We start from the raw sequence: 12,362 nt of genomic DNA on the forward strand, positions 1-12,362 counted from the left end.
ATGGCGGCATCGGCCCTGGACGCGAACGGCCTGGCCGAACACCTGGGGCGGGCCGGCGCCCGCCTGGCTCCGCTGTACACGGTGTCGGGCGACGAGCCCCTGCTCGTCACGGAAGCCGTCGATGCGCTGCGCGCCGCGGCACGTGCGGCCGGCTACACCGAGCGCACCTCGCTCGTCATGGACGCGCGCAGCGACTGGAGCGCCGTGGCCGCGGCAACCCAGAGCGTGTCGCTGTTCGGCGACCGCCGCCTGCTCGAAATCAAGATCCCCACGGGCAAGCCCGGCAAGACGGGCGGCGACACGCTCGCCCGCCTCGCCGAACAGGCCCGCAAGCAGCCCGATCCCGACACCCTGGTGGTCGTGTCGCTGCCGCGCCTGGACAAGGCCACGCGGGACAGCAAGTGGGCGTCCGCCCTGGCCCAGGGAGGCATCCTGGCCGATATCGCCTCGATCGACCGCGGCCGGCTGCCGGCCTGGATCGGATCCCGGCTGGCCCGGCAGAACCAGCGCGCCGATGCCGCTACCCTCGAATGGATGGCCGACAAGGTCGAAGGGAACCTGCTGGCGGCCCACCAGGAGATCCAGAAGCTCGGCCTGCTCTACCCCGAAGGCGAACTGGCCGCGGCCGACGTCGAGCGCGCGGTGCTGAACGTGGCGCGCTACGACGTCTTCGGACTGCGGGACGCCATGCTCGCGGGCGACAGCGCGCGCACGCTGCGCATGCTGGAAGGCCTGAAGGCCGAGGGCGAAGCCCTGCCCCTGGTGCTGTGGGCCGTGGGCGAGGAAATCCGCCTGCTGGCGAGGCTGGCGGAGGCCCGCAGACAGGGCCAGGATCTCGGCGGCCTGATGCGGCGCCTGCGCGTCTACGGCACCCACGAACGGCTTGCCCAGCAGGCCCTGGCCCGGGTGCCGCCGCAGGCCTGGCCCGCCGCCGTCCAGCACGCGCACGACGTCGACCGGCTCATCAAGGGCCTGCAGGTACCCGGGCGGCTGTCCGACCCCTGGGAAGAAATGGCCCGGCTGGCGCTGCGCGTGGCGGCCGCCGGCCGCCGCCCGTGAGCCTGCGCCTGGGCCCGGTGCGCGCGGCCCGCTAAACTTGAGGTCTGTCGCGGCACGCCGCCCATTCATTTTCCGGTAACACCCATGTCGTCTCCCATCGAAGCCACCATGCTCAAGCTCGGCGAGCAGGCCCGGCAGGCTGCGCGCACCATGATGACCGCCGCCAGCAACCAGAAGAACCAGGCCCTGCTGGCCATGGCCGACGCCCTCGACGCGCAGCGCGACGCCCTCAAGGCGGCCAATGCGCAAGACGTCGAGGAAGCGCGCGGCAACGGCCTCGAAGCCGCCCTGCTCGATCGCCTGTCGCTGTCCGACCGCGGCATCGACCTGATGCAGGCGGGCCTGCGCCAGATCGCCGCCCTGCCCGACCCCGTCGGCAGCATCACCGCCACCACCGTCCGGCCCAACGGCATGCGCGTGGCCCAGATGCGCGTGCCGCTGGGCGTGATCGGCATCATTTACGAGTCCCGGCCCAACGTCACCATCGATGCCGCCGCGCTGTGCCTGAAATCCGGCAACGCCGCCATCCTGCGCGGCGGGCGCGAGGCCCTGCGCTCGAACGTGGCCCTGGGCCGCATCGTGCACGCCGGCCTGCAGGCCGCGGCGCTGCCGGCAGAGGCGGTGCAGGTGGTCGACACGCCCGACCGCGCGGCGGTGGGCAAGCTCGTCACCATGACCGAACACATCGACGTCATCGTGCCCCGCGGCGGCAAGGGCCTGATCGCTCGGCTCTCGCAGGAGGCCCGGGTGCCGCTGATCAAGCACCTGGACGGCAATTGCCACGTGTATATCGACGCGGCTGCCGATCCGGCCAAGGCCCATGCCATCGCCTTCAACGCCAAGACCTACCGCTACGGCATCTGCGGCGCCATGGAGACGCTGCTGGTGCACGTCGACGCAGCGCCGGCCGTATTGCCCGGGCTCGGACGCGCGCTGCACGAGCACGGCGTCGCGCTGCGCGCCTGCCCGCGGGCCGGCCAGTGGCTGCCCCAATCGGTGCCGGCCACCGACGAAGACTGGGCCACCGAGTATCTCGCGCCCATTCTTGCGGTGCGCGTCGTCGACAGCCTCGACGAAGCAATCGCCCACATCGCGCGGTGGGGCTCGGGCCACACCGACGCCATCGTCACCGAACGACTCTCGGCCGCGCAGCGCTTCCAGCGCGAAGTCGATTCCAGTTCCGTCTACGTGAACCTGCCCACCTGCTTTGCCGACGGCTACGAATACGGCCTGGGCGCAGAGATCGGCATTTCCACCAACCGCCTGCATGCCCGCGGCCCCGTGGGCCTGGAAGGCCTCACCACCCTGAAATGGGTGCTCACCGGCGAAGGACAACTCCGAGGATGAACAACCCAGTTTTTGCCCAGACGGCCAGTATCGCATTCAGTGTGCTCACGGCCTGCCTCCTCGTCAGCGCAGTGAGCGGCCTGGTGCTGTTCTTCCTGCGTCCGGGGCGCATCAATACCGTGCTCAAGCATCCCTATCTCGAGCACCGCCCCTTCTCGCAATACCCGTTTGCGATACGTGCGGCGATTTCCCTGGATTACTTCTTCCGGCTCGTCTTCCCGCGCATCCAGTTCTGGCTCATCGGGCACGCCAATCGCCAGCTGCAGCATGTGGAGCCGAAGCGTGTGCCGCTGGACGTCAAATTGCCGGTGATCGGCTTCTGGGGCGGCTGCTGGGTCGGCCTGGCGGCCATGGTAGTACTCTGGACAGTACTGCTGCTGTCGGCCTGATCCGGGCCCGGCGCGCAGCCACCCCGATCTACTGGAGGCACCCATGCAAGGCATCATCCACGACGAATCACGCGACCGTTTCGAAACCACGGTGGATGGCCATGTCTGCGAACTCGACTATCAGCTCGAGGGCGACACCATGGTCATCCTGCATACCGGCGTGCCGGCTGCCGTGGGTGGACGCGGCATCGCCGCGGCGCTCACCGAAATGGCGCTGAACACCGCGCGCGAACGCGGCTGGCGCGTGCGGCCGCTGTGTTCCTATGCCGTCGTCTATCTGCGCCGTCATCCGGAATACGCCGACCTGGTCCGCTGAGCGGAACGGGCGATCCGGCCCTCACACTCTGACCTGCGTCATGAATACATACGGAAAACCCGCGTCCGTCCGCAGCATCTGCCCTTGCGGCAGCGGCCTGGGCTACGAAGCCTGTTGCGGGCGCTGGCACCATGGTGAAACGGCCTTGCAGGCGCCCGACGCGCATACACTGATGCGCTCGCGGTATACCGCCTACGTCCTCGACGAACTCGACTATCTGCGGGAAACGTGGCATCCCGACACGCGGCCCGCCCGGCTGGAGCCCAATGCGCCCAATCTCAAATGGCTGGGGCTGGAGATACGCCGATACGAGCAGGCCGATGCGGACCATGCCACCGTGGAGTTCATCGCCCGCTATCGTCAGGCGGGCCGCGCCGTGCGGCTGCATGAAACCAGCCGCTTCATGCGTGTGCAGGGCCGCTGGCTGTATGTCGACGGCGACATGCACGACGTCGCCTGATCCCGTACGCCGCGCGCGTCAGCCCGTATGCGCAGCGGCAGACAGTACGCGCAGGCAGCTGGCCAGCACCTGCTCCGGCGTATTCGCCTGGATGTCCTCCACGCCGCCCCTGGGCACCACCGCGTCGGTGTACGGACGAGCCCAGAACCATTCCGGATTGGGCGCGTTGAAGATGCCGACATAAGGCACGCAGGCGGCCTGCGCCAGATGGGAGGGCCCGCAGTCATTCGCCACGACCAGCCGCGCGCGCAGCATCAGGCCTGCGAGCGCGGGTATCTGGGCGCAATACACCAGCCGGAAATCGGTACGGCCCAGCGCCTGCAGGCGCTGGTGCTCCGCCGCTTCGCTCGGGCCCAGCACGAAGGTATAGCGGGCCTGCGGCCCCAGCCTGTCCGTCAGCAGATCCGCCAGCGCGACATACTTGTCGATGTGCCAGCGCTTGAACGCACCATCGCCGCCGCCGGGAATGAAGACGATATCCGGCGCAGCCAGCTGCTGCGTTGCCTGCCGGGCGATCTCCTCGATGCAACGCCGCGCGGCCGCCTCCGGCTGAACCGAACGGTACGTGCCCAGCAGGTTCAGGTTGGCCAGGCCTATGTATTCCTCGATATTCTTGTCCCAGGCATGCGTCCATGCGAAATCGAGCAGGCGGCGATTGCGGAATCCCAGCCGTACGCCGGCGCCGGCCAACAGGTTCAGCAGCCCATATCGTTCGCTGCTGTGGTGCAGATTCACCGCCAGGTCTGCGCGCCGCTGTACGGCCCGCAGGCCCGAGAAGAAATCCGGCGCGCATATGAAATTGTCGACCCACGGCAGCCAATCGTAATAATGCTGCACCGGGTGCTGGGCGATGACGTGCAGCGTCGCTCCGGGCCACCACTGCTTGAGCTGGTACAGCGCCGGATAGGTCACTATCTGGTCGCCGAATTTACGGCGGCTGCGCAGGAATACGGCAATCGTGCGGATTACACGCGCAGAGGATTGGTCAATTTTTGCTGCACCAAAAGAAAAACCCCGCCGACTCGCGTCGGCGGGGTTTTCTTGAACGGCGGGGAGGCCGGACTCGCGTCGGCGAGTAAGCGGCTCGAAGAGATGTCGCATTACCAACCCATACGTTTCGTCAATTTCGAAGTTTCAAAAGCAAAACCCCCGCCGGTTGATGGCGGGGGTTTTGGGGATAAGAGCCTGACGATGACCTACTTTCACAGACGTACGTCCACTATCATCGGCGCGAAGGCGTTTCACTGTCCTGTTCGGGATGGGAAGGAGTGGGGCCACCTTGCTATGGTCGTCAGGCGTAACCGGGTAAGCGGTTGACGCGGGAGTCAACGGCTTGGAACTGGAAGAAGCGACAACGGTGGCGATGCGCGCGCGGGGTGCGCGGTGTGCGCACGGCGGGGCAACGCGGGTTGCGTGTGATTTCGTATTGAACGGCTTGCGCTGTGGGTACAGCGGCCTATGTGTGTTAAGACTTGAGAGTTATAGGATCAAGCCTCACGGGCAATTAGTATCGGTTAGCTTAACGCATTACTGCGCTTGCACACCCGACCTATCAACGTCCTGGTCTCGAACGACCCTTCAGGGGGGTCTAGCCCCCAGGGATACCTAATCTTCAGACGAGTTTCCCGCTTAGATGCCTTCAGCGGTTATCTCTTCCGTACTTAGCTACCCGGCAATGCCATTGGCATGACAACCGGTACACCAGAGGTACGTCCACTCCGGTCCTCTCGTACTAGGAGCAGGCTCCGTCAAGTATCCAACGCCCACGGCAGATAGGGACCAAACTGTCTCACGACGTTTTAAACCCAGCTCACGTACCTCTTTAAATGGCGAACAGCCATACCCTTGGGACCGGCTACAGCCCCAGGATGAGATGAGCCGACATCGAGGTGCCAAACACCGCCGTCGATATGAACTCTTGGGCGGTATCAGCCTGTTATCCCCAGAGTACCTTTTATCCGTTGAGCGATGGCCCTTCCATTCAGAACCACCGGATCACTATGTCCTGCTTTCGCACCTGTTCGACTTGTCAGTCTCACAGTCAAGCACGCTTATGCCATTGCACTATCAGCACGATTTCCGACCGTACCTAGCGTACCTTCGAACTCCTCCGTTACGCTTTGGGAGGAGACCGCCCCAGTCAAACTGCCCACCATGCACTGTCCCCGATCCGGATAACGGACCTAGGTTAGAACCGCAAACAAACCAGGGTGGTATTTCAAGGTCGGCTCCACCGAATCTGGCGACTCGGTTTCTGCGCCTCCCACCTATCCTACACAGGCCGGTTCACAGTCCAATGCAAAGCTGCAGTAAAGGTTCATGGGGTCTTTCCGTCTAGCCGCGGGTAGATTGCATCATCACAAACACTTCAACTTCGCTGAGTCTCAGGAGGAGACAGTGTGGCCATCGTTACGCCATTCGTGCAGGTCGGAACTTACCCGACAAGGAATTTCGCTACCTTAGGACCGTTATAGTTACGGCCGCCGTTTACCGGGGCTTCGATCAAGAGCTTGCACCCCATCACTTAACCTTCCGGCACCGGGCAGGCGTCACACCCTATACGTCGACTTTCGTCTTTGCAGAGTGCTGTGTTTTTAATAAACAGTCGCAGCCACCGATTCTCTGCGACCCCATCAGGCTCAGCGCGCAGGCGCATCACCCTACCGGGGCATACCTTCTCCCGAAGTTACGGTATCAATTTGCCGAGTTCCTTCTCCTGAGTTCTCTCAAGCGCCTTGGAATATTCATCCCGTCCACCTGTGTCGGTTTGCGGTACGGTCTCGTACAGCTGAAGCTTAGAGGCTTTTCTTGGAACCACTTCCAATCACTTCGCAGAACATGTCTGCTCGTGCCACACCCTTGATTTACGCGCCCGGATTTGCCTAAGCGCCATCTTCAATGCAGCAACAGGGACTTCCAACACCCTGATGACCTTCCGCGATCCGTCCCCCCATCGCACTGTACGACGGTGCTGGAATATTAACCAGCTTCCCATCAGCTACGCATCTCTGCCTCGCCTTAGGGGCCGACTCACCCTGCGCCGATGAACGTTGCGCAGGAAACCTTGGACTTACGGCGAGGGGGCTTTTCACCCCCTTTATCGCTACTCATGTCAGCATTCGCACTTCCGATACCTCCAGCAGCCTTTACAAGCCACCTTCGCAGGCTTACGGAACGCTCTCCTACCGCGTGTACATAGTACACACCCGCAGCTTCGGTTTATCGCTTAGCCCCGTTACATCTTCCGCGCAGGACGACTCGATCAGTGAGCTATTACGCTTTCTTTAAAGGGTGGCTGCTTCTAAGCCAACCTCCTGACTGTCTATGCCTTCCCACTTCGTTTCCCACTTAGCGATAATTCGGGACCTTAGCTGGCGGTCTGGGTTGTTTCCCTCTTGAGTCCGGACGTTAGCACCCGGTGCTCTGTCTCCCAAGCTGTACTTGCAGGTATTCGGAGTTTGCCATGGTTTGGTAAGTCGCCATGACCCCCTAGCCATAACAGTGCTCTACCCCCTGCAGTAATACTTGAGGCACTACCTAAATAGTTTTCGGAGAGAACCAGCTATTTCCAGATTTGTTTAGCCTTTCACCCCTATCCACAGCTCATCCCCTAGTTTTTCAACACTAGTGGGTTCGGTCCTCCAGCACGTGTTACCGTGCCTTCAACCTGGCCATGGGTAGATCATCTGGTTTCGGGTCTACACCCAGCGACTAGACGCCCTATTCGGACTCGCTTTCGCTACGCCTTCCCTATCCGGTTAAGCTCGCCACTGAATGTAAGTCGCTGACCCATTATACAAAAGGTACGCCGTCACCCCTTAAAGAGGCTCCGACTGTTTGTATGCATACGGTTTCAGGATCTATTTCACTCCCCTTCCGGGGTTCTTTTCGCCTTTCCCTCACGGTACTGGTTCACTATCGGTCGATCACGAGTATTTAGCCTTGGAGGATGGTCCCCCCATCTTCAGACAGGATTTCACGTGTCCCGCCCTACTTCTCTTACGCCTAGTTCCACCTACAACTTTTCGCCTACAGGGCTATCACCTGCTACGGCCGGACTTTCCATTCCGTTCGGCTAAGTTATAAGCTAAATCGTAAAGGCTGTTCCGATTTCGCTCGCCACTACTTTCGGAATCTCGGTTGATTTCTTTTCCTCGAGCTACTGAGATGTTTCAGTTCACCCGGTTCGCCTCCACTGGCCTATGTATTCAGCCAGGGATACTGCTTGCGCAGTGGGTTTCCCCATTCGGACATCTGCGGATCAATGCTTGTTTGCCAGCTCCCCGCAGCTTTTCGCAGGCTACCACGTCCTTCTTCGCCTGTGATCGCCAAGGCATCCACCATATGCACTTAGTCGCTTGATCCTATAACACTTAAGTCTTATAGGTGCTGTTCATTCGCGCTTGTGCCGTTCATAAGTTCAAAGCATCTGGCAAAGCTTTCACTTAACCAGTCTTGAGACTTGGAACAAAATCATGCAATCACAACCCGTATCCATCTCCACCGGCTCGCGCCGATGTTCGATGAACACTTTACGTTGTGCTTCTTCCAGATTGTTAAAGAACGATATATAGCTTCATTGGGCAAAACCCAACGATCAACACTGCCTCGCAGCATTCATCGTTATGCTCTGCCTGATACACCCAACCCACAACACCCAACCGACGACAACCACCGCTCTCTCGCCCGCACCCACCGCCAAGAACTGGTGGAGGTGAACGGGTTCGAACCGATGACCCCCTGCTTGCAAAGCAGGTGCTCTCCCAGCTGAGCTACACCCCCATATCCCCGACAGCCTCAACCAACCCCAGACCCCGGCAATACTTGGTGGGTCTGGTTGGATTCGAACCAACGACCCCCGCCTTATCAAGACGGTGCTCTAACCGACTGAGCTACAGACCCCAGACTCTTCGAACTCTCGGATCAACTTGTCGATCCAGCAGCCATATACCTTCAACAAACAACCGATAAGCGTGGACGCTTCAACACGCAGACGCTTCGCTCTTAAAGGAGGTGATCCAGCCGCACCTTCCGATACGGCTACCTTGTTACGACTTCACCCCAGTCATGAATCCTACCGTGGTAATCGCCCTCCTTGCGGTTAGGCTAACTACTTCTGGTAAAACCCACTCCCATGGTGTGACGGGCGGTGTGTACAAGACCCGGGAACGTATTCACCGCGACATGCTGATCCGCGATTACTAGCGATTCCGACTTCACGCAGTCGAGTTGCAGACTGCGATCCGGACTACGATCGGGTTTCTGGGATTGGCTCCCCCTCGCGGGTTGGCGACCCTCTGTCCCGACCATTGTATGACGTGTGAAGCCCTACCCATAAGGGCCATGAGGACTTGACGTCATCCCCACCTTCCTCCGGTTTGTCACCGGCAGTCTCATTAGAGTGCCCTTTCGTAGCAACTAATGACAAGGGTTGCGCTCGTTGCGGGACTTAACCCAACATCTCACGACACGAGCTGACGACAGCCATGCAGCACCTGTGTTCCGGTTCTCTTGCGAGCACTCCCAGGTCTCCCCAGGATTCCAGACATGTCAAGGGTAGGTAAGGTTTTTCGCGTTGCATCGAATTAATCCACATCATCCACCGCTTGTGCGGGTCCCCGTCAATTCCTTTGAGTTTTAATCTTGCGACCGTACTCCCCAGGCGGTCAACTTCACGCGTTAGCTGCGCTACCAAGGGCCGAAGCCCCCAACAGCTAGTTGACATCGTTTAGGGCGTGGACTACCAGGGTATCTAATCCTGTTTGCTCCCCACGCTTTCGTGCATGAGCGTCAGTGTTATCCCAGGAGGCTGCCTTCGCCATCGGTGTTCCTCCGCATCTCTACGCATTTCACTGCTACACGCGGAATTCCACCTCCCTCTGACACACTCTAGCCCGGTAGTTAAAAATGCAGTTCCAAGGTTAAGCCCTGGGATTTCACATCTTTCTTTCCGAACCGCCTGCGCACGCTTTACGCCCAGTAATTCCGATTAACGCTTGCACCCTACGTATTACCGCGGCTGCTGGCACGTAGTTAGCCGGTGCTTATTCTGCAGGTACCGTCAGTTGCCCCAGGTATTAGCCAGAGCCGTTTCTTTCCTGCCAAAAGTGCTTTACAACCCGAAGGCCTTCATCGCACACGCGGGATGGCTGGATCAGGGTTGCCCCCATTGTCCAAAATTCCCCACTGCTGCCTCCCGTAGGAGTCTGGGCCGTGTCTCAGTCCCAGTGTGGCTGGTCGTCCTCTCAAACCAGCTACGGATCGTCGCCTTGGTGAGCCGTTACCTCACCAACTAGCTAATCCGATATCGGCCGCTCCAATAGTGCGAGGCCCGAAGGTCCCCCGCTTTCCCCCGTAGGGCGTATGCGGTATTAGCTACGCTTTCGCGTAGTTATCCCCCGCTACTGGGCACGTTCCGATACATTACTCACCCGTTCGCCACTCGCCACCAGGCCGAAGCCCGTGCTGCCGTCCGACTTGCATGTGTAAAGCATCCCGCCAGCGTTCAATCTGAGCCAGGATCAAACTCTTCAGTTCAATCTCTGTTTAATTCACGCAGCACATAAATGCGCCGCGCTTCGCATGACTCAAAGGAAGCAGGGCTCGCGATCCCCGATAAATCGGAAACCTCAAACCTTACTTCTCTGTGAGCTCTTGATACTTGCGCGTTCGGATCCATGAACAACCTAGATCCTGAGATCCAGACCACCCATCGACCCGTGCGGCTGCGCATCAAGCGCCCACACTTATCGGTTGTTTCGTTGTTAAAGAACGGGGTACTGCCTACTGCTGTATTCGCTTCCCCACTTCCACCGCACCGCTTGTTGTTGCAGCGCTGTGTCAGTAGCGAAGAAGCGAGATTATGAAGACATTTTTTCAGGCTGTCAAATCATCGTGGGCCGCAACATTCACTCACCGCCCGCGCCGATCTGCCCGCCCGGGCTTGCGCCCTGCCTTGCATAACCGCCTTGCCTCGACCACCTCGCCACCCCAGGAACCTGACCGCATAGGCCTAAGGGTTTACCCTGTGTTCGACTCAACCGCCGAGCCCGAAACTATAGCACAGATCTTTTGGACTTCGCAAACAGGGCCGTATCAACCCCGCTGCATCCAACCCGTGCCTAAACCACCTCCGGGCCCCGCTCGCCAACCCTGAAAACTCCGGGCTCGCTGCGAAGGGGGCGAACTATAGCACAGGTGCGCGCAGCCCACATGCCGCCCGCCTGCATGCTGGTACGCTACGCCTAGCCGAGCCACACGGGCGGGCATTGGACCAAGACCACCATGACAGAAGACATCCTGATCAACGTTACACCGTTCGAGACCCGCGTTGCCCTGGTGGAGCAAGGCGCCGTGCAGGAACTCCACGTGGAGCGCAGCATCCAGCGCGGCCAGGTGGGCAACATCTACCTGGGACGTGTCGTGCGGGTGCTGCCTGGCATGCAGAGCGCCTTCATCGACGTGGGGCTGGAGCGGGCCGCCTTCATCCACATCGCCGACCTGCGCGAGAACCGTGCGGAACGCAGCCAGGGGCATACGCCCACGCCCATCGAAAAGCTGCTGTTCGAGGGGCAGACCCTGATGGTGCAGGTCATCAAGGATCCGCTGGGCACCAAGGGCGCCCGGCTCTCCACGCAGATCAGCATAGCGGGGCGCATGCTGGTGCACCTGCCGCACGACCCGCACATCGGAATTTCGCAGAAGATCGATTCCGAAGCCGAGCGTGCCCAGTTGCGCGAGCGGCTGCACGCACTGGTGCCGCCCGAAGAAAAAGGCGGATTCATCGTGCGCACGCAGGCCGAGGGCGCCACCGACGAGGAACTGGCTGCAGACCTCGAGTATCTGCGCAAGCTGTGGGCCAGCGTGCAGGCCGCGGCGCGCAGCAATCCCGCACCCGCCCTGCTGCACCAGGACCTCACCCTGGCGCAGCGCGTGCTGCGCGACATGGTCGGGCCGAACACGGGCAGCATCCTGGTGGACTCGCGCAGCACCACGCTGGCCATGCAGGAGTGGGCGCGCCTGTATACGCCTTCGGTGGCCGATCGCATCCGCCACTACAGCGGGGACCGCCCGCTGTTCGATACCGCGAACGTGGACGAGGAAATCGCCCGGGCGCTGTCGCGCCGGGTCGACCTGAAGTCGGGCGGCTATCTCATCATCGACCAGACCGAGGCGCTGACCACGGTGGACGTGAACACCGGCGGCTTCGTGGGCGGGCGCAACTTCGACGACACCATCTTCAAGACCAATCTCGAGGCGGCGCAGGCCATCGCCCGGCAGCTTCGGCTGCGCAACCTGGGCGGCATCGTCATCCTGGACTTCATCGACATGGAAGACCCGGAACACCGCGAAACCGTGCTGGCCGAACTGAAGAAGGCGCTCTCGCGCGACCGGACCCGCATGACGGTGAACGGCTTCACCCAGCTGGGCCTGGTGGAAATGACGCGCAAGCGTACCCGGGATTCGCTGGCGCATCAGTTGTGCGAGCCCTGCCCCATGTGCCAGGCGCGCGGCACGGTGCGCACCCCGCGCACCGTGTGCTATGAGATCCTGCGAGAGATCTTGCGCGAGGGGCGCCAGTTCAATCCCAAGGAGTTCCGCATCCTGGCCTCGCAGCAGGTGGTGGACCTCTTCCTGGAAGAGGAAAGCCAGCACCTGGCCATGCTGGGCGACTTCGTGGGCAAGCCCATCTCGCTGGAGGTGGAGGCCGCGTACAACCAGGAACAGTACGACATCATACTGATGTGACGGCTGCAGCTGCCGCATGCGGCCATGCCGATGCCGCCCGCCG

Annotated in this window: 7 protein-coding genes, 2 tRNA genes and 3 rRNA genes; 6 read left to right on the plus strand and 6 right to left on the minus strand. The window is 61.2% G+C overall.

Features of this window, described 5'->3' with window-relative positions; translation table 11 throughout:
• From holA to ACYBYQ_RS14025, 5 genes are all read left to right on the plus strand, one after another.
• Complete coding sequence (gene holA / locus ACYBYQ_RS14005) at positions 1–1,059, plus strand: DNA polymerase III subunit delta (protein ID WP_459614793.1); 1,059 nt, start codon at positions 1–3, stop codon at positions 1,057–1,059.
• Positions 1,060–1,143: 84 nt separating this feature from the next.
• A complete protein-coding gene (locus ACYBYQ_RS14010; protein WP_459614794.1) occupies positions 1,144–2,406 on the plus strand; it encodes a glutamate-5-semialdehyde dehydrogenase in 1,263 nt (420 codons plus the stop codon).
• On the plus strand, positions 2,403–2,795 hold the full coding sequence (locus ACYBYQ_RS14015) for a hypothetical protein (protein WP_459614796.1): 393 nt from the start codon (positions 2,403–2,405) through the stop codon (positions 2,793–2,795). Before ACYBYQ_RS14010 ends, ACYBYQ_RS14015 begins: the two co-directional genes overlap by 4 nt.
• Before the next feature lie 43 nt (positions 2,796–2,838).
• The gene (locus ACYBYQ_RS14020) at positions 2,839–3,111 is read left to right on the plus strand and encodes a GNAT family N-acetyltransferase (protein WP_459614798.1); all 273 of its coding nucleotides are present in this window, start codon (positions 2,839–2,841) and stop codon (positions 3,109–3,111) included.
• 40 nt (positions 3,112–3,151) lie between these two features.
• On the plus strand, positions 3,152–3,571 hold the full coding sequence (locus ACYBYQ_RS14025) for a YchJ family protein (protein WP_459614800.1): 420 nt from the start codon (positions 3,152–3,154) through the stop codon (positions 3,569–3,571).
• An 18-nt stretch (positions 3,572–3,589) separates the two neighbouring features.
• On the opposite strand, the gene ACYBYQ_RS14030 is transcribed toward ACYBYQ_RS14025, so the two are convergent.
• The 6 genes from ACYBYQ_RS14030 to ACYBYQ_RS14055 all read right to left on the minus strand — a co-directional run bounded on the left by ACYBYQ_RS14030 (position 3,590) and on the right by ACYBYQ_RS14055 (position 10,108).
• Complete coding sequence (locus ACYBYQ_RS14030) at positions 3,590–4,483, minus strand: glycosyltransferase family 9 protein (protein ID WP_459614801.1); 894 nt, start codon at positions 4,481–4,483, stop codon at positions 3,590–3,592.
• A gap of 271 nt (positions 4,484–4,754) precedes the next feature.
• Positions 4,755–4,867 (minus strand): 5S ribosomal RNA (rrf, locus tag ACYBYQ_RS14035).
• Between the two features lie 187 nt (positions 4,868–5,054).
• Positions 5,055–7,935 (minus strand): 23S ribosomal RNA (locus ACYBYQ_RS14040).
• 342 nt (positions 7,936–8,277) lie between these two features.
• Positions 8,278–8,353 (minus strand) — tRNA-Ala (locus tag ACYBYQ_RS14045).
• Positions 8,354–8,396: 43 nt separating this feature from the next.
• Positions 8,397–8,473 (minus strand) — tRNA-Ile (locus ACYBYQ_RS14050).
• Between the two features lie 104 nt (positions 8,474–8,577).
• A 16S ribosomal RNA gene (locus ACYBYQ_RS14055) occupies positions 8,578–10,108 on the minus strand.
• The 16S, 23S and 5S rRNA genes sit together here with 2 tRNA genes alongside, the layout of an rRNA operon.
• Positions 10,109–10,855: 747 nt before the next feature.
• Here ACYBYQ_RS14055 and rng point away from each other — a divergent pair.
• Positions 10,856–12,319, plus strand: coding sequence for a ribonuclease G (rng, locus tag ACYBYQ_RS14060; RefSeq protein ID WP_459614802.1), 1,464 nt, complete (start codon positions 10,856–10,858; stop codon positions 12,317–12,319).
• The last annotated feature ends 43 nt before the right edge of the window (positions 12,320–12,362 follow it).

The sequence above is a fragment of the Bordetella sp. 2513F2 genome (genome assembly GCF_054642735.1).

What these genes read in the sequence shown, in the direction of transcription:
- holA (WP_459614793.1), top strand. Translation starts at nt 1, where the DNA reads ATGGCGGCATCGGCCCTGGACGCGAACGGCCTGGCCGAACACCTGGGG.
- ACYBYQ_RS14010 (WP_459614794.1), top strand. Translation starts at nt 1,144, where the DNA reads ATGTCGTCTCCCATCGAAGCCACCATGCTCAAGCTCGGCGAGCAGGCC.
- ACYBYQ_RS14015 (WP_459614796.1), top strand. Translation starts at nt 2,403, where the DNA reads ATGAACAACCCAGTTTTTGCCCAGACGGCCAGTATCGCATTCAGTGTG.
- ACYBYQ_RS14020 (WP_459614798.1), top strand. Translation starts at nt 2,839, where the DNA reads ATGCAAGGCATCATCCACGACGAATCACGCGACCGTTTCGAAACCACG.
- ACYBYQ_RS14025 (WP_459614800.1), top strand. Translation starts at nt 3,152, where the DNA reads ATGAATACATACGGAAAACCCGCGTCCGTCCGCAGCATCTGCCCTTGC.
- rng (WP_459614802.1), top strand. Translation starts at nt 10,856, where the DNA reads ATGACAGAAGACATCCTGATCAACGTTACACCGTTCGAGACCCGCGTT.